This window comes from Cysteiniphilum sp. (genome assembly GCF_057495195.1).
The window spans coordinates 17,740-42,439 of sequence record NZ_JBXTEF010000128.1; the positions used below are offsets into that span (position 1 = coordinate 17,740).

General features: G+C 40.1%; 22 protein-coding genes. 13 read left to right on the forward strand and 9 right to left on the reverse strand.

Translation table 11 applies throughout. The features are described from left to right. Positions 1 to 134: 134 nt before the first annotated feature. The 9 genes from dusB to ACY10D_RS10865 all read right to left on the reverse strand — a co-directional run bounded on the left by dusB (position 135) and on the right by ACY10D_RS10865 (position 10,187). A complete protein-coding gene (gene dusB / locus ACY10D_RS10825; RefSeq protein WP_487000746.1) occupies positions 135 to 1,121 on the reverse strand; it encodes a tRNA dihydrouridine synthase DusB in 987 nt (328 codons plus the stop codon). Positions 1,122 to 1,127: 6 nt separating this feature from the next. After that, a complete protein-coding gene (gene prmA, locus ACY10D_RS10830) occupies positions 1,128 to 2,021 on the reverse strand; it encodes a 50S ribosomal protein L11 methyltransferase (RefSeq protein WP_487000747.1) in 894 nt (297 codons plus the stop codon). 4 nt (positions 2,022 to 2,025) lie between these two features. After that, complete coding sequence (gene accC, locus ACY10D_RS10835) at positions 2,026 to 3,375, reverse strand: acetyl-CoA carboxylase biotin carboxylase subunit (protein WP_487000748.1); 1,350 nt, start codon at positions 3,373 to 3,375, stop codon at positions 2,026 to 2,028. Between the two features lie 48 nt (positions 3,376 to 3,423). After that, positions 3,424 to 3,903, reverse strand: a complete 480-nt coding sequence (gene accB, locus ACY10D_RS10840; RefSeq protein WP_487000749.1) for an acetyl-CoA carboxylase biotin carboxyl carrier protein — start codon at positions 3,901 to 3,903, stop codon at positions 3,424 to 3,426. Between the two features lie 142 nt (positions 3,904 to 4,045). Continuing rightward, positions 4,046 to 4,492 carry a type II 3-dehydroquinate dehydratase gene (gene aroQ / locus ACY10D_RS10845; RefSeq protein WP_487000750.1) on the reverse strand — a complete coding sequence of 149 codons (447 nt, stop codon included), beginning with the start codon at positions 4,490 to 4,492 and terminating at the stop codon, positions 4,046 to 4,048. After that, the gene (locus tag ACY10D_RS10850) at positions 4,493 to 5,323 is read right to left on the reverse strand and encodes a symmetrical bis(5'-nucleosyl)-tetraphosphatase (protein ID WP_487000751.1); all 831 of its coding nucleotides are present in this window, start codon (positions 5,321 to 5,323) and stop codon (positions 4,493 to 4,495) included. Beyond that, positions 5,324 to 6,100 (reverse strand): 16S rRNA (adenine(1518)-N(6)/adenine(1519)-N(6))-dimethyltransferase RsmA, encoded by a 777-nt coding sequence (gene rsmA / locus ACY10D_RS10855; protein WP_487000752.1) that lies wholly within the window; start codon positions 6,098 to 6,100, stop codon positions 5,324 to 5,326. Between the two features lie 18 nt (positions 6,101 to 6,118). Further along, on the reverse strand, positions 6,119 to 7,495 hold the full coding sequence (locus tag ACY10D_RS10860) for a peptidylprolyl isomerase (protein ID WP_487000753.1): 1,377 nt from the start codon (positions 7,493 to 7,495) through the stop codon (positions 6,119 to 6,121). Between the two features lie 76 nt (positions 7,496 to 7,571). Beyond that, on the reverse strand, positions 7,572 to 10,187 hold the full coding sequence (locus ACY10D_RS10865) for an LPS-assembly protein LptD (protein WP_487000754.1): 2,616 nt from the start codon (positions 10,185 to 10,187) through the stop codon (positions 7,572 to 7,574). Positions 10,188 to 10,292: 105 nt separating this feature from the next. On the opposite strand from ACY10D_RS10865, the gene ACY10D_RS10870 reads away from it, so the two are divergent. From ACY10D_RS10870 to trbB, 13 genes are all read left to right on the forward strand, one after another. Next, on the forward strand, positions 10,293 to 11,354 hold the full coding sequence (locus ACY10D_RS10870; protein ID WP_487000755.1) for an aminoglycoside phosphotransferase family protein: 1,062 nt from the start codon (positions 10,293 to 10,295) through the stop codon (positions 11,352 to 11,354). Between the two features lie 11 nt (positions 11,355 to 11,365). Next, positions 11,366 to 14,833: a DNA polymerase III subunit alpha gene (gene dnaE / locus ACY10D_RS10875; RefSeq protein ID WP_487000756.1), complete on the forward strand. Its 3,468-nt coding sequence runs from the start codon at positions 11,366 to 11,368 to the stop codon at positions 14,831 to 14,833. Between the two features lie 164 nt (positions 14,834 to 14,997). After that, positions 14,998 to 15,330, forward strand: a complete 333-nt coding sequence (locus ACY10D_RS10880; protein WP_117002875.1) for a TrbC/VirB2 family type IV secretion system protein — start codon at positions 14,998 to 15,000, stop codon at positions 15,328 to 15,330. Positions 15,331 to 15,386: 56 nt separating this feature from the next. After that, positions 15,387 to 15,641 carry a VirB3 family type IV secretion system protein gene (locus ACY10D_RS10885; RefSeq protein ID WP_117002874.1) on the forward strand — a complete coding sequence of 85 codons (255 nt, stop codon included), beginning with the start codon at positions 15,387 to 15,389 and terminating at the stop codon, positions 15,639 to 15,641. Between the two features lie 5 nt (positions 15,642 to 15,646). Further along, entirely contained in the window at positions 15,647 to 18,094 is a 2,448-nt protein-coding gene (gene trbE, locus ACY10D_RS10890) for a conjugal transfer protein TrbE (RefSeq protein ID WP_487000757.1), read from the forward strand. Continuing rightward, on the forward strand, positions 18,084 to 18,707 hold the full coding sequence (locus ACY10D_RS10895) for a hypothetical protein (protein ID WP_487000758.1): 624 nt from the start codon (positions 18,084 to 18,086) through the stop codon (positions 18,705 to 18,707). Before trbE ends, ACY10D_RS10895 begins: the two co-directional genes overlap by 11 nt. Beyond that, positions 18,708 to 19,391 carry a VirB8/TrbF family protein gene (locus ACY10D_RS10900; protein ID WP_487000759.1) on the forward strand — a complete coding sequence of 228 codons (684 nt, stop codon included), beginning with the start codon at positions 18,708 to 18,710 and terminating at the stop codon, positions 19,389 to 19,391. Continuing rightward, on the forward strand, positions 19,388 to 20,419 hold the full coding sequence (locus tag ACY10D_RS10905) for a TrbG/VirB9 family P-type conjugative transfer protein (protein ID WP_487000760.1): 1,032 nt from the start codon (positions 19,388 to 19,390) through the stop codon (positions 20,417 to 20,419). Before ACY10D_RS10900 ends, ACY10D_RS10905 begins: the two co-directional genes overlap by 4 nt. Before the next feature lie 18 nt (positions 20,420 to 20,437). Further along, positions 20,438 to 21,688: a TrbI/VirB10 family protein gene (locus ACY10D_RS10910; protein ID WP_487000761.1), complete on the forward strand. Its 1,251-nt coding sequence runs from the start codon at positions 20,438 to 20,440 to the stop codon at positions 21,686 to 21,688. Next, a complete protein-coding gene (locus ACY10D_RS10915) occupies positions 21,688 to 22,068 on the forward strand; it encodes a hypothetical protein (RefSeq protein ID WP_487000762.1) in 381 nt (126 codons plus the stop codon). The genes ACY10D_RS10910 and ACY10D_RS10915 overlap by 1 nt, the downstream gene beginning before the upstream one ends. Positions 22,069 to 22,075: 7 nt before the next feature. Next, the gene (locus tag ACY10D_RS10920; protein ID WP_487000763.1) at positions 22,076 to 23,209 is read left to right on the forward strand and encodes a type IV secretion system protein; all 1,134 of its coding nucleotides are present in this window, start codon (positions 22,076 to 22,078) and stop codon (positions 23,207 to 23,209) included. 7 nt (positions 23,210 to 23,216) lie between these two features. Continuing rightward, positions 23,217 to 23,717, forward strand: a complete 501-nt coding sequence (lepB, locus tag ACY10D_RS10925) for a signal peptidase I (protein ID WP_487000764.1) — start codon at positions 23,217 to 23,219, stop codon at positions 23,715 to 23,717. Further along, positions 23,714 to 24,664: a P-type conjugative transfer ATPase TrbB gene (gene trbB / locus ACY10D_RS10930; protein ID WP_487000765.1), complete on the forward strand. Its 951-nt coding sequence runs from the start codon at positions 23,714 to 23,716 to the stop codon at positions 24,662 to 24,664. The genes lepB and trbB overlap by 4 nt, the downstream gene beginning before the upstream one ends. Positions 24,665 to 24,700: the final 36 nt, after the last annotated feature.

Here is a 24,700-nt window from a genome sequence, read left to right on the forward strand (position 1 = left end):
GTCATCATATTGTTTGGCGTAAAAGAGCATTAAACATTTCCCGTACCCTAAGCGCAGTCGAAGGGTGTGTAGAGGCAATCAATGGCTTCGACTAACGCTCAGCAAACATATGTATTGTTATGGCACCTTTATGACTACCCTTCGACTGTGCTCAGGGTGCGATTAACAGTATTGGCTAAAAAATCAAGCTGCGCTTCAGGTGTTGTTAGTTTATTAAAGAGTTGACGGGCTTTAGTCAGGTCAAGCTCCATGACTTGCTCAAAATACCAAGTAATGTGTTTGCGCGCAAAACGCACACCCATATAATCACCATAAAAGTTATGCATGGCTTTAACATGATCAATAATGGTATTTAACCTTTGTGTGAAGCTAGGTGATGGCTGGTAATGACCAGTTTGCAAAAAATCATTGATTTGCTGAAATAGCCAAGGATTGCCATGCGCACCCCTGCCAATCATTAGAGCATCAGCTTGGGTATAATCAAACACTTCTTTGGCTTTTTCAGGTGTGGTGATATCACCATTAGCAATGACGGGTATATTAATGCGCTGTTTAATTTCAGCAATAAGGTCATATTCGGCGTCGCCAGTATATTTCTGATCGCGCGTGCGCCCATGAATAGTAAGCGCTTGAATGCCTGCATCCTCTGCAATTTGTGCAATTTTTAAGGCGTTTTTATTATCCTTACTCCAGCCTGTACGGATCTTTAGGGTCACAGGTACATGAACAGCATTCACAACTGCACAAAGAATCTCATTGACTAATTGTTCATTTTGCATTAGTGCAGAACCTGCTAATTTATTGCAGACTTTTTTAGCCGGGCAGCCCATATTGATATCGATAATATCAGCACCTTTATCAACGTTTAAACTCGCAGATTCGGCAAGCATGATAGGATCCCCACCTGCGATTTGAATAATCTTGGGGGCAACTTCATCACTATGATCAATACGGCGCTGTGTTTTGGGTGTTTCATATAGATGCTTGTGTGACCAAACCATTTCTGAGACGACCCAGCCTGCGCCATGTGTTTTGCATAGCTTGCGAAATGGCAAGTCGGTTACGCCTGCCATTGGGGCTAAGAATAAAATATTATCTGAATGAAATTGACCTATTTTCATGCTTTTTTATGGCTTGCGAATGCCTGAAATTAGTGTCCACTCATCCTTGAAGGTCGGTTCATTTAATATGAAATAGGGTGAGAAAGTCTTGATAATATCATCCACTTGCTCTTGCAAAATACCGGATAAAGCAAGCTTGCCATGTGGTTTAATGAAGTTAGCAATAACCTCTTTAAGATCGATTAAGATGCCAGCAAGAATATTGGCAATTAAAATATCGGCTTTGATTGATTTAGGTGCTTCATCGGGTAAGTGGGCAGTAAAATTGTTATTAATACCATTTTTCTCAGCATTAGCGTGAGTGGCTAAAATTGCTTGTGGATCATTGTCAATGGCAATGACGTCATGCGCGCCTAGCTTTTTGGCAGCAACCGCCAAAATGCCGGAACCACAGCCTAGATCAATCACATGATCTTTGGTAGTGACATGCTGCTCAAGCCATTCAAGGCACAAAGCAGTTGTTTGATGTGTGCCTGTACCAAAAGCAAGCCCTGGATCAAGGAGGATGTTGACTTGATCGTCACTGTGGATCTCTGGTGTGCACCAACTTGGATAAATCCATAAACGACGTCCAAACTGCATTGGTTTGAAATCATCCATCCATGTGCGAGTCCAATCTTGATCAGCAAACTCACGTGTATGAATGTCGCCAATAATATTTGGCTTTAATGCACTCTCCTCAAGTGATGTGGCAATGTCAGATAGCTGATATTCTTCAGTAAAAAGGGCGACCAAAACCACTTCATCCCATAGCGGGTTTTCGCCTGCTTTAGGTTCAAGGATAGGTTGATCTTTAGCATCTTGATAAGTAACAGAACAAGCACCTTGCATTAAAAGATAGTCTTCTAATATTTCAAGGCTAGCTTTAAGACAAGTAACGGATAACTCTTTCCACAACATGGGGTTACGCTTTATCACGCTCGAGCATCTTCTCAAGATAGTGGATATTGGTGCCACCATTTTGGAAATCACGCTCAGCAAGAATCTTATGATGCAATGGAATATTGGTTTTAATGCCGCTGATAATCATCTCTTCAAGCGCGCTTTGCATACGTTGAATAGCAATATCACGTGTGCGCGCATGAACGATTACTTTAGCAATCATTGAGTCATAATTAGGTGGCACGAAGTATTGAGAATAAATGTGTGAATCAACACGCACACCAGGGCCACCTGGTGCGTGATAGATATCAATCTTGCCGGGGCAAGGCATCATTTTTTCGGGATCTTCCGCATTAATACGGCATTCAATCGCATGCCCTATGATTTTGATATCTTCTTGTTTAAATGTCAGTGAACCACCTGAAGCAACGCGGATTTGCTCTTTGATTAAGTCGATATTCGTGATTGATTCAGTCACTGGATGTTCAACCTGAATACGTGTGTTCATCTCAATAAAGTAGAACTCACCATTTTCGTATAAGAATTCAAAAGTTCCAGCACCACGGTATTTAAGCATCTTACAAGCATCAACACAGCGTTTGCCAATTTCAGCACGTTGCTCATCAGTAAGGCCGACAGCCGGTGCTTCTTCAATGACTTTTTGATGACGACGTTGTGTTGAACAATCGCGTTCAAATAAATGAATGGCATTGCCTTCACCATCACCAAAAACTTGAATTTCAATATGACGTGGATTCTCAAGGAATTTCTCCATATAAACCATATCATTATTAAACGCCATCTTTGCTTCAGCTTGTGTCATTTCGATAAACTTTAGCAAGTCTTCTTTTTTACGCACAACACGCATGCCACGACCGCCACCGCCACCGGCAGCTTTGATCATGATCGGATAGCCAATGCTATCGGCCATCGCTAGATTTTTTTGTGGGTCTTTGCTAATGGGGCCGTTAGAACCAGGTACGCATGGCACGCCTGCCTCTTTCATCGCTTTAATTGCAGCAACCTTATCTCCCATTACACGAATGCTTTCTGCTCGTGGACCAACAAAGATGAAACCACTAGATTCAACCGCATCGGCAAAGTCAGCATTCTCTGATAAAAAGCCATAACCTGGGTGAATCGCATCAGCGCCAGAGACTTCAGCGGCAGCGATAATTGCAGGAATGTGCAAATAGCTTTGTGTTGGGCTTGCAGGGCCAATACAAATGGTTTCATCCGCGAGTTTTACGTGCATCAAATCGCGATCAACTGTCGAGTGAACAGCGACGGTTTTAATGCCTAATTCGCGGCATGCACGAAGGATTCTAAGCGCAATTTCACCGCGATTTGCAATTAAGAGTTTTTTAATCATATCAAACCTGTTAAAAACTATTTTTGTATTTATCAATAAGTGATTGGTTTAGCCAATGATGAAAAGTGGTTGATCGTATTCAACGGGTGAACCATCTTCAACAAGAATTTTAATCACAGTGCCAGAATGTTCTGCTTCGATTTGGTTCATGATCTTCATTGCTTCAATAATACATAAGGTATCACCTGCTTTTACAGCTTGACCTTCAGTAACGAAAGAGGCAGCACCTGGTGAAGGCGATTGATAGAAAGTACCAACCATTGGTGACTTAAGATGCTTGCCTTGTGGTAAACTTTCAGCGGGTTTCTCTATAGGTGTTGCTTGTTGAGCTTGTGGCTCAGCAGCGACAGACTGCTGTGGCATAGCAGCAGGGGTATGATGAATGAACTGCTGTGGTGCCAACGCTTGGACTGGCTGTGGATGACTGCCGGTAATGCGAATGGAAGTTTCGCCTTCTTTGATTTCAATTTCATTAACATTTGACTTTTCAATCAATGCGATCAGTTGTTCAATCTTTTGAATATCCATCTGTTTTAATTAACCTTTGTTTAGATTTAACTTTATGTTTAACTCATTCCAACCAGACATTGTTGCGGCAAATAATCAAAATGTCACGCGTTGTTTTTGCTTTTTAGGCGTAGGCGTTGTTCAAAAAATATCTTGTAAACTCCTATATGCAATTGTGTTGACAGTAATCAATCGCTGCGTGCATGGCCAGTTCATAGCTTTTAGCACCCATACCGGAAACGATGCCGTAAGCAATGTCAGAAAGGTATGAATGGTGGCGGAAAAGCTCGCGTTTATCAGGGTTTGATAAGTGTGTTTCAATAAAAGGGATGTTAATGGCAAGGAGTGCATCACGGATGGCAACACTGGTATGCGTATAAGCAGCAGGGTTAATAATAATAAAATCATAATTACCTTGCGCTTGTTGCAATTGATCAACAATTGCGCCTTCATGGTTTGACTGAAAACAGCTGCAATGCATTTTTTTTGACTCAGCAAACTCGATAAGCTTGTTATTTACATTGTCTAATGTTGCAGTGCCGTAAATATCCGTCTCACGTTGGCCTAGTAAGTTTAAATTAGGTCCATGAATAACCAGTATTTTTGCCATTTATTCGATCTCCTTAATTAAATTAATTGCATCAACCTGATGAATCTCTTGTGTATCAATACAGTAAGCGCTTAACTTGCCACCCCATACACAGCCTGTATCAATTGCAATACAGCGTGGGTTGTTACTAACACCATTTAGTGCTGCCCAATGTCCAAAAATAAGTGTGTATTTGGCATCAATTTTGGCATTAGGAATGTTAAACCATGCATCAAGATGGTTAGGCTTTTTCTTAAGTTCTCCTTTGAAAGAAAAATCCAAGCGACCATTTTGATCACATAAGCGCATGCGTGTGAAATAATTAGCAATGCAGCGCCAACGGTTAACTGCTTCTAAATTATCTTGCCAAAGATCAGGCTCATTACCAAAGAGGTTGCTCATAAAAAGTTGAAAGCACATATCGGTTTGCAGCACAAACTCAAGCTCTAACCCCAAGCGTGTGGCTTTTTTAAGGGACCAAATTGGTGGGATGCCCGCATGAGTGATAATATGTTTTTTATGGCTGTAAAGAAAATGCTGTTGTCGCAACCATTGGATTAATTCATTTTTATCTTCAGCATCTAGAATAGGACTAAGTGTGTCTTTTTTAGCAGTGGGCAAATAACCATAGGCAATGGCAAGAAGATATAAATCATGATTGCCTAAGACCACTTTGGCAGACTTGCCTAAAGATTTAACAAAACGCAATACTTCAAGGGACTGCGGTCCGCGGTTAACAAGATCACCGGTAAAGATCAATTTATCATCGTTAGGGTTAAACTGAATTTTATCAATTAACTGCATCAATTCAGCATAGCAACCTTGAACATCACCAATCACATAACTTGCCATTTATAATGCGCCTATGTGATTGCTTAATTTAACAAAATCAGCGACGCTTAGATTCTCTGGGCGAAGTGTCAAATCAACGGGTAAGTTATCTAGTTCACTCGCAGGCACAAGTGCTTTGAGATTGTTGCGCAAAGTCTTACGACGCATCTGAAAAGCTTGTTTAACGACCTTAGCAAAAAGTGTATAGTCGTTAGCAACAAATGGTAGCTCACTATAAGGCGTTAAGCGTAAAATGCGTGACTCTACTTTTGGCGCGGGCTTAAATGCGGTGGCCGGCACAGTGAATAACGCTTCACATTGGAAGTGGTATTGCAGCATGACACTTAAGCGACCATAGTTTTTTTCAGAAGGCGCGGCAGCAACACGATCAACCACTTCTTTTTGTAGCATAAAATGCATATCTTTGAAAAGCTCGGCATATTCAATTAAATGAAAAAGAATAGGTGAGGAGATGTTATAGGGTAAGTTACCAATGAGCTTTATTTTTGTGCCATGATAAAAGTCACTAAAGTTAACGGTTAATACATCTTGTTGACAAATGTTAAGTTTGCCATACATCGCGCAAGCTGCTTTCAACGGCAGGATAACATCTTCATCAAATTCGATAACTTGGATAGCTTTGGTGGTTTTAAGAATATGGCGTGTTAATGCGCCAAGACCAGGGCCAATCTCAATAACATCATCATCTGCCTTTATCCCAGACTGACGAACGATATTGGCAACAATGTTTTCATCTTGTAAAAAGTTTTGCCCTAAAGACTTTTTGGCTTTATGCATTTAATGTCTCTTGTGTTTTTATGCTTCAGGCAAATTTAAGTTTTTATCAACAATCTCAACATACGCGCTATCACGCAATGATAACATCCACGTTTTTAAGGCTTGCTGCGCATTTTCATTAAATAAAGCCATCATCGCTTGCTCTTTTTGATAATTAGCCGTGTCATCTTGTTTGCGTTTGGCAAGCACCTCGATGATTTGCCAACCATTATTTACTTTAAAAGGTGCGCTTACTTTCTTTAGTTTAGCGGCCTTAATTGCTTGTGCTAATGCTGGCGGTTGAGCATTTAAGCTAATCCAGCCCATGTCGCCACCGCTATCAGCATTATCAAGTGCATCAGAGTTTGCTTTGGCAAGATCACTAAATGACTGGTGGTTATCAAGTGCGGTTAAAATGCGCATTAATTTGGCTTTTGCATCATTGTCAGTAACAACTGGAGAAGTGTTAATGACGATTTGTTGAACGTGATATTGTTCAACAAAGTGCTTAGCGCTATCTGGTGTTTTACTGTCGGCGAGTTCAATAATTTGGACACTACCATTAGCAATAAATGGGGCACTAATTTGTCCATTTTGCAGCGCTTGAACTTCGTTTTGATAGATGCTAGGTAGTTTATTAATTGTTTTCCAATCAAGCGAGCCACCACTACTTGCATTGCCTGCTTGTGAGTATTTTTTGGCAGCATCGGCAAAGGTGGTTTTTTTATCTTTAATCGATTGAATAATCTCTTTCGCTTCTGCAATGACTTTCTGTTGATCTTCAGTTGTTGGGTTGTCAGGTAGAGATAAAACGATATTGTTAACTAAATATTCAGTTTGATTATCACTAAAGTGCTTTTTGATATACTTATCAACTTCTGTTGGTGAGATATAAACCTTACCTGCAACGGCACGCTGTTGTAGTTTGTTAATAATAAGCTGATCTTTGACCGTTTGATAATAGGTGCTGTAGTCAAGGTTTGACGCTTTAAGCTTTTGCTTGAGCTGTGCCAATGTGATGCCATTTTGTGTTGTTACTTCGGCAATTGAGTTATTAACTTCATTGTCAGTCACACTTATGCCTTGACGTTTAGCCATTTGTAGCGCAATGGTCTGATTAATCAGCTGTTGCAAGACTTGGCGCTGTAGCGTGAGATTATCCGGTATTTGTGCATTAGGATTGCTATCAAGTTGTGCTTTGGTTTTAGCAACTTCAATATTTAACTGATCTAAGGTAATCGCTTGATCATTGACAATGGCAACAATCTCATTGATTAAATGTTTGCCTTTGATGGTGGTGTTTTGCGCATGTGTGGCGCCCGGTTTTTGTAATAGGGCGGGAGGGGTGTTGGCAAATGCCAATGTGCCAAGAGCAAGTGTGCTGGCAAAAACCATAAATTTAGTGCGTAAGTGCATGAAAAAAATCAACTAAAGCTTCGTAATGCCATGCATTATATACCCATAGCGAAGTATTGAATAGTCTTTCTCAGCGTTAGTTAAACCCACTATTTGGTGTATAGCCTGGAATCATGCTCAGACGCTCATCAAGTGAGCTTTCACTGCTGCCACCCAAGCCTTTTAATTCAAACTGAACAATAAAGGCATTGGTCAATGGTCCTGTTATATTGGTTGGGTTATTAGGGTCACTTGATGAGTTGACATAGCGTTGCGCTAAGAAACGAACCGCCCAGCTGCAAGCATCATATTGAATGCCTGCAAACATATTTGTTGTATGTCTTGAATTAAAGGCATAGCTCCAAAGACCGGTGACTGACCAATGTGGTGTTAAGCGCCAGATGCTTGAAATCGTTACTTGTGACAATGGGTCGGGTAAGGTGCCTGCTTGAATTTGAGCAGGTGTTAAAGCTGCGTAGTTATTTTTGATATTTTGGTATGCCACATTAAAGATGTGGTTGTTATCCGGCATATATTGCACTTGGTAAGTTTGCGAGTCGACATTATTGTTGATCGGATTGTAAGTGCCTGAGGTCATTAATTGCCAGTGTGGCAAAAAGCGATAGTTAAAAAATGCCGCAATATCAGAAGTAGAACTGTCGTGAAAAGGTACGTACGAGTTAGCGCAATTAGCATTTGTGCCAGAGCATAATGACACTTTGCGATCAGCAAAATAAAGGATCTGCCCAATGCCGGCACTTAATACGCTCGTGCCTGTATCTTGATCATTAACCGAAGTCTCAAGTGCATAAGAGATTTGATTGGCGTTATTAATGCGATCAATCCCAGTGAAAATATTGCTCTGGAATAAAGATGCGTAGCTAAAATTACTCAATGATGTATCAAATAACGGAATATTGCTTTGGTTTTGATACGGGATATACGTATAGAATAGTCGTGGTTCTAGCGTTTGCGTGTAATTATGATTGTTGAAGCTAAACTTGCGATCAAAGTATAAACCGGTGTCAATATTGATAATGGGCAAACTTCTAATGATGTTTTGTTCAGGGTATTGGTTTTGACTGAAACCGGTTGTGCTTGCTGCACTCCTATTTTGCAAGGTATATGCTGTTTCAGACAGTGTCAGTGATGGTGTGAAAAAGCCCCAACTTTTCTGGAAAGGAAAGCTTACTTTCGGCGCGCTATAATAACGTTGCCCGCCAACTTGTGATACGCCATTTAAGCTAGGTTTAGTAAAGTAGGTAAACTGATTATCCCAGTTGAAATCCATGTGTGGTAGGAGTCCCGGGTAAGTTGCGTTGGCATTGATTTGTGGCAAGGTTGAATAAGGCCGGTTTGCCAGATACATTGTATCATCAATAACATCATAGGATTGTACTGTGGTATTAAAATTCCAGTGTGGATCGCTGTAACTGACCGATGCTTCGCGATCAAGTAAAGTTTGTGTCGAAAGGCCGATATTGTCACTATCAAAATCGTTGTAGAAATCTTTGTCACCAATATATTGGTAGTTGATATAGCTTGACCAATTCCTACCATATTGACCATTGTCAGTAAAAGAAAGTGCTTTTCGGTCAGTGTTGTTGCGTCTGTCATGTGGCATGTACTGTACATCAAGATTGCCGCTTTGCGTTTCCGTTAGATAGCGGAAGTTACCATCTAGTAAGATTCCGCGATGATTATAAATGGTTGGTGTTAATAGCAAATCATAGTTGGGTGCTATATTCCAATAAAAAGGTGTCGATAAATAGTAGCCAGAGTTGCTATTGTAGCCTGCTGTTGGATATAAGAAGCCAGTGCGTCGACGGTTATCAATTGGGAAGGTCATGTATGGCCAATATAAAATAGGCACATCTTTCACATAGAATAATGTGTTATAAGCGGTGCCAAGCCCTGATTCTCGATCAAGATCAATGGTTGTGGCGCTTAACTTCCAATCGTTGCCGTAGGGGTTATCTGTGGCATAGGTTGCTTTTTTTAGCGTGTAATCCGTTTTACTGTTTTGAATAATTTTATTGGCATGTCCATGGGCGTAACCTGTGAAATTGTTTGCTTTGTTATCGATTTCATCAGAGGTTAAGTTTGCCATTGAACCACCTGGTTTCTCACGTACACGGATTAAGTAGTAGGTATCATCAAGTGTTGCAGTATTAGTGCTGATGTTAGCTTGTCCTTGTGAGCCAATTGCCAGCTGACCAGGTTGACTCAAGTTAACATTACCGGTTAAGTCAATCTGATCGATTTTTTTGTCTTTGTTTTGTTTTAAAATAGCCTTGTCAGCAGCAAGGTATTGATTGCCTTTGTTTACCTCAACTGCCCCTTCCGCAGTAATCGTGCCACTACGTGCGTATTGATACTGTTGGGCGTTGATTTTGGCTTCATTAGAGGGGTTTTTATTAATAGGGGGTTGGTAATAGTAACCGCCACAAATATTGTTGGGATTGTTTGTGGGCACCCAGCCTAATGCATCAGCAATGATTTGTTTCTTTTCTTTAGGTAATACACCTTTTTTAAATAAATCTGCATTATTGTTGTTAACTTCAACACATTTCCACGTATCACCGTCAGCGCTACATTGCCAAGATTTATGCAAAGGATTCTCAATGGTGATTTTGCTAAGCCCAATACCGGGGATGGCGCAAAGCATTGCCAAAGGCAAAATTTTTCGGTGTAAATTTGTAAACTTGTTCATTGAGTAAATATTATCCTTTTGCCTATTTGCTAGGAATTCTAGGTTTCATCAAACCAAAACTACTGCTATTCTATCGCGTTGTTGTTAGATTTCTAGGAAAAAGTCGTGCAATCTAGATTTTTACAGATTATTGAGTGGCTAAAAGGGCTATTTCCGAATGTGGAACCAACTTTGGTGCCAATTGTTGGTGATGCCAGTTTTCGCCAGTACTATCGCGTTAGTCTTGAAAACAAAAGCTATGTCGTGATGGATGCGCCATTGGATCGAGAGAAACCGGATGTGTTTTTTAGGGTTACGCGCCTTTTGCGTCACTTTAATTTGCAAACGCCAGAGTGTTATGCCTATGACCAAGAAAGTGGTTTTTTATTATTAGATGATTTTGGTGATACTCAACTTTATCACGCAGTGCATGCTGAAAAAAATATTAAACAATATGATCAGATTCTGGCACTGATTCCAAAGTTTTGGCAGATTGATAAGACGCTTTTCCCTAATTATGAAAAAACAAAATTTGCTTCTGAGCTTGATGTGATGAAGTTATGGTTTTGGCAATGGTTGGGACTTGATGCGCAAACCTTGCATCTATTAGAGGCACCTTATCATCAATTACAGTTGCTTCTTGTAGCTAATGCACTTGAGCAACCCAATGTGTTTGTGTTTAGAGATTTTCACAGTAAAAACATGATGTGTTTGCCGGATCAAACATTAGGGCTTATTGACTTTCAAGACGCAGTGAATGGTCCGATTACCTATGATTTGGTATCTGTCTTACGAGACTGTTATTTAACCTTGCCAAAGCAACTTATTGATCAAAGTGTGGATATATATTATTGTATGGCGAAAGAGCAAGGCTTATTAAGTCAAGAAATCACATTGAGTAAGTTTAGATATTGGTTTGATTTGATGGGCTTACAACGCCACTTGAAATGTTTGGGCATTTTCACACGACAAGATATTCAGAACAAACGTAAAAATTACCTGTGTTATTTACCACGTGTGATGCGGTATATTGATGAAGTATTATCTAAGCACAAAGAACTAATATTTTTTAATGATGTTTGGCAACGACTCGTCGTACCTGTCTATGAATCAAAAATTAAAGCACTTAAAAATAAACCCGTTTCCGTTAAATTTGATACCATTGGTAGTGTATTTGGAAATCAGTAGAGAGTAATATTATGTCGGCACGTTATGTTCATTTAAAACTGCACAGTGAATACTCGTTGATGGATAGCATTATCCGCATTAAGCCATTGCTTGAGGAATGCGTTAAGCGCGAATTAGCAGCGGTTGCATTAACCGATATGTGCAATATGTTTGCCGCAGTGAAATTTTATAAGGCGGCACTTGCCAGTGGCGTTAAGCCGATATTTGGCAGTGAAATATGGATTGAGGTTGATGGTGCGCATTATCCGTTAACGTTAATTGCTAAGGATAATCAAGGTTATCAGGTGATCGTTGATTTGATTTCACACGCCTATCTTTATGCCAATAGAGTCAATGGCATTCCTGTGCTGCCAAAAAGCACGTTAGCAAGCTTTGATTTTACACATGTTTTTGTGTTAAGCGGTGGGGTTAAAGGTGAAATTGCGCAGAGCTATTTAGCGCAAAAAGATATTGAGGCAAAAAGTGTTTTAGAGGCATATCTTAAAATTATTCCAAAAGAAAACTTCTTTATCGAGCTTCAACGCATTGGTCATGATGGTGAGGAAGATTATATCCAAAAAGCAGTTACCTTAGCACAAGATTATCAAGTTGCTGTGGTGGCAACCAATGATGTGTGTTTCTTAAATGAAGAGGAGTACTCAGATCACGAGGTACGTGTGGGTATCTATCAAGGCTATACCTTGTTAGATCAAACACGTAAAAGTCAATACACGCCTAAACAATACTTGCGCTCAGCAGATGAGATGTGTGAGCTATTTTCGGATATCCCGCAAAGTTTAAGTAATAGTGTATACATTGCACAAAATGCTAATGTCACGTTTAATTTAGGTGATGCGGTGTTACCGTGTTTTGACATCCCAGAGGGGATGACTGAAGCTGAGTATTTTGCGGAAGTGTCTTTTAAGGGGTTGGATGAGCGTTTTGATTTTATTCTGATGGGCAGAAAAGATGAAGATAGATCCGCCATTATCGAAAGTTATAAAGCGCGCTTGCAAGTTGAGATTGATGTGATTTGTCAGATGGGATTTCCTGGATATTTCCTGATCGTTGCAGACTTCATTCAATGGTCAAAAGACCATGATATTCCTGTGGGTCCAGGGCGAGGCTCCGGTGCTGGATCATTAGTTGCTTACGCGCTTAAAATTACCGATATTGACCCGATTCCTTATGGTTTGCTATTCGAGCGCTTTTTAAATCCAGAACGGGTATCGATGCCAGATTTTGATATTGACTTTTGTATGGATGGTCGTGATCGTGTGATTGAATATGTTGCGCAAAAATATGGTAGCGAGAGTGTCTCGCAAATCATCACCTATGGATCGATGGCGGCCAAAGCCGTAGTGCGTGATGTTGGACGTGTGCTTGGACAGCCTTATGGTTTTGTCGATAGAATTGCCAAGTTAATTCCCAATGATCTTGGGATTAAACTTAAAGATGCTTGTGCACCTGAAACACCATTGCATGATTTATGCCAACAAGATGAAACGGCAGATGAGATTGTTAAGATTGCACTAAAGCTTGAGGGTTTGACGCGCAGTGTCGGTAAGCATGCAGCAGGGGTTGTGATTTCACCTTCTAAGGTGACTGACTTCTCGCCGGTGTATTGTGAAGAAGGTACCAAACAATTAGTAACACAGTTTGATAAAAAAGATGTTGAAGAAGTTGGCTTGGTTAAGTTTGACTTTTTGGGTTTAAGAAACTTAACCATCATTGATAATGCTTTAAAAATTGTTAATAAACAAAGACGCTTACAGAATGAGTTTGAGCTTGACATTGCTCTGATTCCGATGACCGATAAAAAAACCTTTCAGCTTTTGCAAAATGGCGAAACCACGGGTGTTTTCCAATTGGAGTCGCGCGGCATGAAGGAGTTGATCAAACGTTTAAGACCGGATTGTTTTGAAGATATTATCGCTTTGGTGGCGCTGTATCGTCCAGGACCTTTAGGTTCGGGCATGGTAGATGACTTTGTCAATCGTAAGCATGGCAGACAAGAGGTAAGCTATCCGCATCCTGATTTGAAAGATGTATTAGAGGAAACTTATGGGACGATTTTATACCAAGAGCAAGTGATGCAGATCGCGCAAATTCTAGCAAATTATTCGCTAGGTGGTGCAGATTTGTTGCGTCGCGCGATGGGTAAAAAGATCCCTGAAGAGATGGCAAAGCAGCGTGAGACTTTTGAAAAAGGGGCATCTGAAAATGGCATTGACGCCAAGCTTGCAAGCTCAATTTTTGACTTGATGGAAGAGTTTGCAAAGTACGGCTTTAATAAATCACATTCTGCAGCATATGCTTTGGTGTCTTATCAAACCGCCTTTTTAAAGGCGCATTATCCAGAAGCCTTTATGGCAGCGGTATTGTCGTCGGATATGGATAACACGGATAAGGTGGTCAACTTTATTTCAGAATGCCAAAAAATGCAATTAAAGCTTATTTTGCCACATATCAATGTCAGTGATTATTATTTTACCGTAAATCAACAGACAGAGCTTGTCTATGGTCTTGGTGCGATCAAAGGCGTTGGTCTGGCGGCAATTGAAGGTATTTTGGCAGAGCGTCAACAAAATGGAACGTTTAAAGATTTATATGATTTTTGTGCGCGTGTCGATACGCGAAAAGCCAACAAACGTGTCTGTGAGGCGCTTATTTACGCAGGTGCAATGGATGGTTTTGCTGAAAATAGGCAAACACTTGTTGCAACAATTGAAGGTGCAATGAAGGCAGCTGAGCAAAAAAGCCAGATGCAAAATAGCGGTCAGCTTGATTTGTTCGGCTTTAGCGAACCTGAGTCGTCAAATGACATAGCACGCGATATATCACATATCAATGTACCGAGTTGGAGTACTAAAGATAAGTTGATTTTTGAAAAATCAGTGTTAGGAATGTTTTTATCAGGGCATATTATTGATGAAGATAGAATGTGGCTTAAGCACTTCAATGTTCAGCCTTTAAATCGCATTGCGGCAACAACACGCAAAGAGTCTATTTTGCTTGCAGGTGTTGTCGTAGCGATGGCGCAACGAAAAAAAAAGACAGGAAAGTTGATGGGCGTTTTGCAGCTTGATGATGGTTGTGAGCGTTTGGAGTTGGTGATTTTTAGTGAATTATATGACGCGGTCAAGCATTTGATTTCTGTTGATGAAACCGTCATTGTTGAAGGTGAGGCAAGTATCGATGCTTATAATGATCAGCTACGAATTAATGCATTATCAATTGAGCCGATTGCTAAGTATGTTGATAAAAATATTAAATCATTTAAGCTATCACTTCCTCAGCAGCAAGTGGCAAAAATGCACGATTTGCTTAAAGCGCTTGTTGAAACATCAAATGAGGCTGAGCTTAAAAATATTGAGCTATATATACAGTCTAATGATTATGATGTTACATTGTCTGCTCAGGAGGTGTCACTTGATGCTTATCTTTTAGGTGTTGAGATAAAATCCTTAAGAGAAAATAACATACATTTAACGTTGTAAAATATCTGTAGTCGTCATTTATGTGTATCAGCAAGATATTACTTAATCGCATATTTATCCTATTTTGTAGCTTTTGCAGCATCCAATTCTTGATTTGCCGATATATTTGACTAATATAACCTTAAACATTTAGTCAGGAACCCTTTTGAAAGGAGAAATAAAGAATGAAGCATTATCTTGAGTTTTTAAAGCGTGCGCTATTTGCATTATCAATGTTACCGTTAACCGTGGCAGTGAGTTTTGCAACGGATACGCAGAATAATGCATTTTCAGCGATGACAGGCCCATTACAACAGATTATGGATGTGATTTCAGGACCGATTGCGCAAATGGCCGGTGTGATCTGTATTGTAATTGCAGGTTTAGGTATCGCTTTTGGTGAAGGTGGTAGTGGTGTTAGACGTCTATTTCAAGTGGTGATGGGACTCGCAATTGCCTTTACTGCAGCTAGCTTGATTTCTGGATTATTTAACCGTGGATCAGGGTTGATTTTCTAATATTTTTTAATAACTAAAAAATACAAAGCTCAACAACTAAAAAAGGATGCGTAGCAATGGCAGTGCCTGGATTTGTGATCAAGATACACAACTCATTAACAACACCGCTTTTAACAGCAGGTGTGCCCAGACAGTTTTTTATCTTAAATGGTACTTTAGGGGCAGCTATTGTGCTTGGTATGCAATCTTGGTATGGCATTCCTATTTTTATTATCATGCATACTGTTGCCGTTTTAATGACCAAGAAAGACCCGCAGTTTTTCCAAGTCATGGTACGTCATGTTAAACAACGAAATTATTATGGTGTATAGCTAATATGTTCAATATCGCAGAGTATAGAAAAAAGCCTGACAGAATAAGTGACTTGCTGCCTTGGGCTGTGCTTGTTGATAAAGGCGTGATATTGAATAAAGATGGTTCGTTTCAAAAAACATTTGCATTTAGAGGGCCAGATTTGGAGTCTTCAACGCAGTCGCAATTGGTATCAATTACCGCGCGACTGAATAATACTTTAAAACGTCTAGGTTCTGGTTGGGCGCTGTATGTTGAGGCACGACGCAAAGCTGCAATGAGTTATCCTTCAGAGAACTATTTCCCTGATGCAGTAAGTTGGTTAATTGATGTTGAACGTAAAGATCTCTTTGAGCGAAAAGGTGAGAATTATGAAAGTGAATATTTTTTAACCTTCCAATATTTGCCACAAAAAGAATCGGTTTCTAAGCTTTCAGGACTTTTCGTTAAAGAGAAAAAAAGTGATGATGAGCATGATGCCGGTTATAAGAAGCTCATGAATTATTTCTCAGCAACGGTTAATCAGTTGTACGATATCATGCAGGATTACATGTATGAAATTGCTGAGCTAAGCGATGAAGAAACATTAAGTTATTTACATAATTGCGTTTCAGAGCGCGCACATAAAGTCAATGTGCCTGATAATCCAAGCTACTTAGATGGCGTGTTGGCCGATACACCACTACTTGGCGGGCTTGAGCCAAAGCTGGGTAAGTATTATTTAAAAACGATTTCTATTTTAGGGTTTCCAACAACATCAGTGCCTGCGATTTTAGATGGATTAAATCATTTGCCATTGCAATACCGTTGGGTGACACGTTTTTTACCATTGGACAAAACAGATGCCGAAAAAGTACTCAAAAGTTATAAACGTCAGTGGTTTGCAAAACGCAAGGGCGGGTTGACGATCTTAAAAGAAGTGATGTCAAAAAGCGAAAGTGCTATGGTTGATAGTGCTGCTGTACAAAAATCTAATGATGCCGATGAGGCGTTATCGGAGCTTTCTGATGATTTAGTATCATTTGGTTACTATACGGCAACAGTGACCGTATGGGATACAGATAAAGATAAAGTCTATGAGAAACAGCGTGAAGTAGAGCGTGTTGTCAACGGACTTGGTTTTGTCACTGTCTCAGAGACGATTAATTCAGTTGAAGCATGGTTGTCATCGATTCCAGGGCAGGCAAATGCCAATGTACGCACGCCGTTGATGCATAGTTTAAACTTGGCGCATTTGTTGCCATTTTCAGCAGTTTGGGCAGGACCTGAGATTAATGCGCATTTAAAAGCGCCACCATTATTGTATGCGCGTACAGCAGGTAATACACCATTTAGATTATCTAATCACATTGGTGATGTTGGACATCAAATGATTCTAGGACCAACTGGCGCGGGTAAATCGGTGCTATTAAATGTAATGGCAGCGCAATTTTTGCGTTATGACAACGCGCAAGTATTTATATTTGATAAAGGTGGCAGTTTCTTTGCTTTAACGCAAGGTGTCAGGGGGCACTTCTATGAAGTAGGCGATGTTGGTAAAGGCGGCTTAGTATTTCAACCATTAGCTGAAATAGATCAAACGACTGAACGTGTTTGGGCGCATGATTGGGTGCTTGGGCTTTTAGAAAATGAGAAAGTAGAGATCACGCCTGAGGTTAAAGAAACCGTCTGGCTTGCTCTAATGAACCTATCTGAGGTGCCAAAAGAGCAGCGGACATTAACAGGTCTTCGTTCCTTTGTGCAGGATAGAGCATTAAGAATGGCACTTGATTCTTATGTGTTAGGTGGTCCATATGGCGAGATACTCGATTGTGATGAAGAGCACTTTAGTGATGCTAATTGGCAATGCTTTGAGATGGAGCGATTGATGGCAATGCCGAATATTATTGCGCCCGTGCTAGCTTATATTTTCCATATTCTTGAGAAGCGTTTTGATGGTCGACCTAGTTTAATGATTCTTGATGAAGCATGGTTGTTTTTAGATCATCCGATTTTTGCCTCAAAAATTAAAGAATGGTTAAAAACATTAAGAAAGCTTAATGTGTCAGTGATTTTTGCAACACAATCAGTCGATGATGCGGTGAAATCACCCTTGGTATCAGCGTTGAATGAATCTTGCCCATCACGCATTTTCTTACCAAATGATCGCGCGATGGAGCCTGCGGTTTCGCAAGGCTATGAGTCACTTGGGCTTAATTTAAGACAAGTGCAAATTTTGGCGCACGCGATGCCAAAGCGACAATATTATTTCCAATCACATAAAGGCAATTGCTTATTTGATCTAGGTTTAGGACCCATAGCTCTGGCTTTTTGTGCAGTAAGTCGACCTGAAGATCGTAAGCATATTAGGGAAATATTGGCGCAACATAAGGGCTATGATTATTTCTTAAAAAGCTATTTGCATGGCAGAGGCCTTGACTGGGCATATGATATTGTCAAAAAGCACTACAAGGGGGATATAGATGCAACCTAGCGGATTTCCCTTTGGTAAAGAGGTTCAGTCTTATCGACAAACTGAAGTGATTACACCATTTCAAAAGCAAAATCAGTTGTTTGATAAACCCATTGGGCAGCTGATTCATAAGGCATATATTTGGCGTGTTGTTTTTTTTAGTGGTGTGGGGGTAAGTTTTTTACTATCACTGATTTTAGTGGGTTACTTAAACTCAATTCCCTATAAAATATTGGTTGAACAGGTCACGAGTAAAGGGTTTTTAAAACCCCCACCTGAGCTGTTGAGCCCTAATTATACCGTGAGCCAAACAGTGTTAGAGGGGTTTGTTAAGTCACTCTTAATAAGTGATCAATCAGGTGGTATTTATAACAACTTCCTAGATGAAGCCTCACAACTTGCATTAAAGAAAGGTGTTACTGGGATTGCGCAGAATGAGCTTAAAGCAGCAACATTTGATAAATTTACGATGAATGATCTAAATTTCAGTGGTGAGTTAGTTGATAAAGAAGGTACGGCAATATTGGTTGTTTCTGGACAGTTTGGACATCAACCGCTGACAACCAAAGAGCAAGTAAAAATTAATCCTTTAGGAATCTATATTCAAAATCTAGCAATTGAAAGGTTATTGTAGATGGAAAACGAAATGCAAAAAGCGCAGAAAGTGCAGAAAACAGACTATCAAAAGGCCTATGAAGAATGGGAATTACGTATTGGTAGTGCTAAAAAGCAAGCACGCAACTGGATGATGGCAGCAATTACTATTTTAGTCGTTTGTATCTTATTATTGCTTGCGATTATTATTGAGGCGAATCGCCAACAAATGTATGTATATGTTGCTGAGGTCAAACCGCAGGAGAGTGTGGTCAATGTGCAAACTGCGTCACAAAGTTACACACCAACAGTTGCGCAGAAAATTGCATTTGTCAGTGACTTTATTAAAAATATTACCGAGATTCCTTTGGATCCAGTTGTTCTTAATCGTCAATGGCAATCGGCATTATTGTCAGTTTCAGGTCGTGCTGAAGATCAATTAAAACAAGTCTATCAGGCAGTTAATCCGTTGAAACTTGTCGGTGATAAAACCATTACGACCGTGGTTACAAATGCCAATGAAGCCAGTAATAACAGTTTTGAAGTGACTTTTCAGTCAACGACATACAATAAAGATGGTGGTATTGAAAGTGTTAAAACATACAGTGGAATATTTACTTTCTCACCGAGTACTCCACCTAAGACATTAAATCAAATGGTGATTAACCCACTGGGTTTAAAAATAGGTTTCTTCTCATTTAGCGAAAAAGGATCAAGTCAATGAAATTAAATAAAATTAGCCGTTTATTACCACTTACTGCAATTGCAATGGCAGGCTGTGCGACAAATAGTTATCAAGGTGACATTGACTCAGGTAAATTTGTGCAAGCAAAATCTGCAGATGCCGCAGGCACTAAAGTTGTGCGTGAGTATATTCCAGTACCAATGCCAGGACAACTTCGCCCTGTGCCAAATAGTAAAGCTGAGAAAGCTGCCAAAAAGCCAGTTTTAACCAAAGAAGCGGCCGTTGCCGAAGCGAATAAAGATGCCCAGCAATTTCCAGATCAAAATGATTTCTTTAATGCGATGATGACTTATAGCTATATGCCAGGGGCAATGTATACCATCTATACGGCACCTCTGAATATTACTGATGTAGTATTTGAACCAGGCGAGAAAATTATCTCACAAGCTGCTGGTGATACGCTTCGTTGGCAGATTGCTTCAACCTATAGTGGTGAGGGTAAAGATCTACGTTGGCATATCTTGGTCAAGCCGCAAAAGTCAGATCTAACCAACTCAATGATTATCACAACGAATAAACGAACGTATCATTTGATTTTAAAATCAGTGGATCAAGACCAAGCAATGGTGTCGGTTAAATGGCAATACCCAAGTGCGATGGTGCAGGGTTTTAATGGTGGTAATCTAGGTGATATGAATGCCTCTAATGGTGACAGCAAATTGTTGCCGCCACCTCAGCAAAATGCAGGACTTGATTTAAGTCTATCTAATATGAGCTTCAACTATAATTGGAGCATGTTAAAGGGTGATACACCAAAATGGTATCCAGAGCAAATATTTAGCTCAGGACATCAGACCTTTATCAAGTTCCCACATGAGGTAGTAGTTAGCAATGCGACGATGCCAGTACCATTTGTCCAGTCAAATGATGGTGAATATGGTACGGCAAACTTTAACTGGCGCATGAAGGGTGATTATATGGTAATTGATACAGTTATTAAGAATGCCTACTTGAAAGCGGGCACTAAGCAGTCAGGTGAAACAGTTGTTGAGATTTCACAGAAGTAAGCATAATCAAGGGTTATTATGGCTAAGAAAGAACAAGATAAACTGGGATTAAGGGCGTCACCGCCAAAATCATCAGAGCTAAACAAAAAGTTAATCACTATTGTTGGTGGCGGTTTGCTTTTAATTATTATTGTGGCGTTTATTTTTTCGATTAATGCACCAAAGAAAAGCTCGACTGGCATGAATAGTTCTGATCTTAGCGCGAACGCTTCAGGAAAAAGTCTCAAAGTTTCTGATGAATTATCCAGTTATAAAGATGCACAAGCGATTCGTAAGCGTTTGGGTATGGATCAACCTGTTAAAGTGGTGCAACAAGAAAACCCAGAGCTTCAGCGTATGATTAATCAGCAGCGCTCACAACTTCAAGAACTACAAACACAGATTAATGGCCTGAAAAATCAACCAAGAAGCCCCGAAAAACCTGCTCAACCAAGTTATTCGCCAATGGATCGCGAAGCAATGAATGCGCCCATTTTCTTTGGTGGTGGTGCGCCACGGCCAATCCCTCAAGATAATCAAGATAAAGATAAATTAAAGCAAAATGGTCAGCAAGCAGCTCAAACACCAGAAGAGCAACGTGAGAACTTTATGAAAGGTGGTTTAACCGCAAAAGACATTACCAATGAAAACACCATTCAAAAGCCAATTTCAGATAATGTGATTATGGCAGGTAATTCCATCCCTGCTATTTTGCAAACCAAAATTGTATCGGATTTACCAGGGACCATTGTCGCGCGTGTTGCCAAAGATGTTTATGACACGTTAACAGGCACAGTGTTGTTAATTCCAAGAGGAAGCTCGTTGATTGGGCAGTATAACTCAAGCACGGTTTATGGTGATACCAGTGTGCAGGTTAAATTCATTCGTTTAATTCGTCCGGATGGTACGTCAATTATCTTACCAAATCAGCAAGGCATGGATGACTCAGGTGTCTCAGGATTGGCTGATGAAGTCAATAATCACTGGGGACAGTTAATTGGTGCTGCAGCCTTGTCAACAGTCTTTAACGTACCAGCGGTAGCAGCGCAAGTAGCAACACAATCTAATGCTACAGTTTGTGATGCCAACGGGAATTGTACGCCTAACTATGGTAGCGTTGCTCAAAACTCTGTATTGCAAAGCCTAGGGCAAACAGCATCGCAAGTTGGTGGTAAGATCACTGATCGGGCAATGAATATCAAGCCGACAATCACTATTAACTCGGGTAAAGAGTTCTCAGTATTAGTCACTAAAGACACTTATTTACCACCTTATGGGCAGAGTCAATAATGCGTCTTTTATGGGTTGTTTTGATGTCACTGGGTTTGTGTGCACAGGTTGTTGCTTATGATAGCTCGTCGGATAGTAATAATAATTACAACAATCCCTATAGCTCAAATAGTGATACTAACAATACAACCAATTCAACAAATAGTAGTACAAATAATAGTAACCAAGGCTTATTACAGGAGATGAATAAGAAAACGTCTAAAGGGCTTAAAGTATTTGATAAGCTGTTGCAAGATGATGGGCAGTCAAAACAAGATTTCTTTGCTGATGTTGGGCAAAATCCAACGGCAGATCAGTTTGAAGGCGGCGATGGCAGCGGTGGTCCAGTTGAGAATCCATTTGCAAAAATTTTAGGCAATGATGCGCAAGGTAACCAGTAGGTAAAGTATGGCAGATGTAACCAGTGTGTTAGGAACACAGCTACTTGATAAAATCCAGTTTGGATTTATCGAGCAAATCAATGCAAAGTTTAGTGCATTGCAAGGTTCTGCGTTAGCACTTTTGGCAATTGTTGCTAGTCTTGAGCTTGTGATTTTCGGACTTGTTTGGATTATTAAACAAGATGAAGGTGTTGGTAACCTTATTGTTAAGATCATTAAAATTGGCTTATTTTTTACCATTGTCAAATATTTTCCTGAGCTGCTGCAGATGATCTTGGCAACCTTTATTAAGGTTGGCTATATCGTGGCACCCGAAAAATCCCAAGCCTTGTTATATAGTCCAGGCAAGCTTTGGGGAATCGGTTTTAAAGCGGGCGTGTCGATGCTTAAGATCTCTGTGCAATATGGTACATTCAACATGGGATTATCAATGCTTTATCTGGTGTTGGGTATGGGGCTTTTGTTGATCTTTGCTGCCATTGGTGCGCAGATTATTATTTCAGTGGTACTATTTTATTTCGTGGCAGTGTTGTCGCTTATTGTTGTGCCGCTTGGTGTGTTTAAACCCATACAAGATCTATTTTATAAGTCGATACAACATTTATTAAGAGCAGGTGTGAGGCTACTTGCCGTGATATTTATTTTGGGTGTGGCATTTACGTTATTCCAAAGCTTAAAAATAACAGCGATTAGTGATTCAACAAGTCTTGAGAAACCATTGGCATTATTCTTTACCTCCTTTATTTTGTTGATCTTGATTTATACTTTGCCAAACTATCTTGCTAAAGCTGTTGGTAAGCCAGGTGGTAATATCTTCCAGAATATGTCATCCCCTGCAGCAGCAAATGTTGTGGTCAATCAACCAGCGCAATCTACTTCAGTGACTGTATCACCAGTGGGTGCTGCTTCTTCGATGCATGGTGTTGCTGGATCGAGTACAGCAATGGGTGGTTCAATCCAATCAGGTGCCACAGTTGTTACTGGCGGTGGCTCAGTAGGTGGTGGAAGTACGAATGTCAACGTCTCGACAACGGTGCAAGGAGGTGCTATGGCTGGTAAGAAACAAGATAAGGTTTCTGATGCCTCCAATGTTAATAAGAGTATTTCTGATAGTACCATTCGCAAAATAAAAGAAGATTGATAAAGCAGTGGCAAGGCTTTCATTTTTATATAAAACTCTTGCCGTTTTAGCGACACTTTATGCTTTATTGTGGTTATTAAGAGCCTTGCATATTGGTTTTATTCAGCAACTGACGCCAAGCATGCCTGAAGGTTGGTATTTTACTTATCCCGTATCAGACTATCATAAAGGTGACAATGTGGTGTTTATCCCTAATGAACAAACGGAAGATTATATTCTAGCAAGAGAATGGTTGCCTAAGGACATTCCGCTTTTAAAGAAAATAGTGGGCGTTCCAGGAGATTTCTTATGCACAAAAACGCAGAATGTCTATATTAATGAACAGTGGATTGGCAAAATCTATCAAACGGACGGTAAAGGAAATGCTTTACCAATATTTAGTTTTTGTGGAAAAATACCTAAAGATAATTACTTTATGCAAGGTGTTGCAAATCCTCATTCATTCGATAGTCGTTACTATGGATTGGTTGATAAGTCACAGATTATGAGTAAGGCAGTAAAATTATGATACAAAGAGCACTGATTGAAGAGCGGCAGTTAAATATGTTAAAAACTGCCTTTGGCAAAGAGGTAATGGACTACCTTTATGATGAAAAAATCATTGAGATTATGCTAAATCCTGATGGGCGTTTACACTATGAGCGTATCGGTGAAGGTAAAGTGGCAACAGATATTTATATTCCGGCAGAGCAAAGTGAAAATATTGTCAAGCTTGTTGCATCGTTTAAAAACCATGTTGCAAATGATGAACACCCTGAGGTCTCAGCAGAGCTTCCCTTTCAGGGAGCGCGTTTCCAGGGTTGGTTACCTCCGGTAGTTAATCGTGCGTGTTTTTCAATTAGAAGACGCGCCATTGCGATTTTTACTTTAGATCAATATGTCGAGCAAGGCGCTTTAACACACGAGCAAGCAGAAGGCTTAAGGCGTGCTGTTCTTGAACGCAAAAATATTGTTGTTGTTGGCGGCACAGGCTCTGGTAAAACAACTTTTTGTAATGCGTTATTAGCAGAGCTGCAAGGCAGTCAAGATCGTATTTTAGTGATTGAGGATTTACCTGAGCTTCAAGTGGAAGTTGATGATTTGGTGACGATGACAACAACAACATCAGTAACGATGCGTGATTTGGTCAAGGGATCATTAAGAATGCGTCCTGATCGCATCGTGATTGGTGAGGTAAGAGACGGTTCAGCGCTTGATTTGTTGAAAGCCTGGAATACAGGGCATCCTGGCGGGGTGTGTACGATTCACGCCAATAGCGTTGAGTCAGCGCCATATCGTTTTGAAGACTTGATTCAAGAAGCCGTCGTTACTGTGCCTAGAACGCTTATTTTGCAAGCAATTGATCTGATTGTATTTATTTCACGAGATAAAGCAGGTAAGCGTAAAATTACAGATTTGGTCGAGTTATCAGGCTATGAAAATGGTAAATACCTCTTAAAACCCTACAAAATATAGTATTGACGCTGTTTTTTGCTTTAAGCTTGGCTATAC

What these genes read in the sequence shown, in the direction of transcription:
- dusB (WP_487000746.1), bottom strand. Translation starts at nt 1,121, where the DNA reads ATGAAAATAGGTCAATTTCATTCAGATAATATTTTATTCTTAGCCCCA.
- prmA (WP_487000747.1), bottom strand. Translation starts at nt 2,021, where the DNA reads ATGTTGTGGAAAGAGTTATCCGTTACTTGTCTTAAAGCTAGCCTTGAA.
- accC (WP_487000748.1), bottom strand. Translation starts at nt 3,375, where the DNA reads ATGATTAAAAAACTCTTAATTGCAAATCGCGGTGAAATTGCGCTTAGA.
- accB (WP_487000749.1), bottom strand. Translation starts at nt 3,903, where the DNA reads ATGGATATTCAAAAGATTGAACAACTGATCGCATTGATTGAAAAGTCA.
- aroQ (WP_487000750.1), bottom strand. Translation starts at nt 4,492, where the DNA reads ATGGCAAAAATACTGGTTATTCATGGACCTAATTTAAACTTACTAGGC.
- ACY10D_RS10850 (WP_487000751.1), bottom strand. Translation starts at nt 5,323, where the DNA reads ATGGCAAGTTATGTGATTGGTGATGTTCAAGGTTGCTATGCTGAATTG.
- rsmA (WP_487000752.1), bottom strand. Translation starts at nt 6,100, where the DNA reads ATGCATAAAGCCAAAAAGTCTTTAGGGCAAAACTTTTTACAAGATGAA.
- ACY10D_RS10860 (WP_487000753.1), bottom strand. Translation starts at nt 7,495, where the DNA reads ATGCACTTACGCACTAAATTTATGGTTTTTGCCAGCACACTTGCTCTT.
- ACY10D_RS10865 (WP_487000754.1), bottom strand. Translation starts at nt 10,187, where the DNA reads ATGAACAAGTTTACAAATTTACACCGAAAAATTTTGCCTTTGGCAATG.
- dnaE (WP_487000756.1), top strand. Translation starts at nt 11,366, where the DNA reads ATGTCGGCACGTTATGTTCATTTAAAACTGCACAGTGAATACTCGTTG.
- ACY10D_RS10880 (WP_117002875.1), top strand. Translation starts at nt 14,998, where the DNA reads ATGAAGCATTATCTTGAGTTTTTAAAGCGTGCGCTATTTGCATTATCA.
- ACY10D_RS10885 (WP_117002874.1), top strand. Translation starts at nt 15,387, where the DNA reads ATGGCAGTGCCTGGATTTGTGATCAAGATACACAACTCATTAACAACA.
- trbE (WP_487000757.1), top strand. Translation starts at nt 15,647, where the DNA reads ATGTTCAATATCGCAGAGTATAGAAAAAAGCCTGACAGAATAAGTGAC.
- ACY10D_RS10895 (WP_487000758.1), top strand. Translation starts at nt 18,084, where the DNA reads ATGCAACCTAGCGGATTTCCCTTTGGTAAAGAGGTTCAGTCTTATCGA.
- ACY10D_RS10900 (WP_487000759.1), top strand. Translation starts at nt 18,708, where the DNA reads ATGGAAAACGAAATGCAAAAAGCGCAGAAAGTGCAGAAAACAGACTAT.
- ACY10D_RS10905 (WP_487000760.1), top strand. Translation starts at nt 19,388, where the DNA reads ATGAAATTAAATAAAATTAGCCGTTTATTACCACTTACTGCAATTGCA.
- ACY10D_RS10910 (WP_487000761.1), top strand. Translation starts at nt 20,438, where the DNA reads ATGGCTAAGAAAGAACAAGATAAACTGGGATTAAGGGCGTCACCGCCA.
- ACY10D_RS10915 (WP_487000762.1), top strand. Translation starts at nt 21,688, where the DNA reads ATGCGTCTTTTATGGGTTGTTTTGATGTCACTGGGTTTGTGTGCACAG.
- ACY10D_RS10920 (WP_487000763.1), top strand. Translation starts at nt 22,076, where the DNA reads ATGGCAGATGTAACCAGTGTGTTAGGAACACAGCTACTTGATAAAATC.
- trbB (WP_487000765.1), top strand. Translation starts at nt 23,714, where the DNA reads ATGATACAAAGAGCACTGATTGAAGAGCGGCAGTTAAATATGTTAAAA.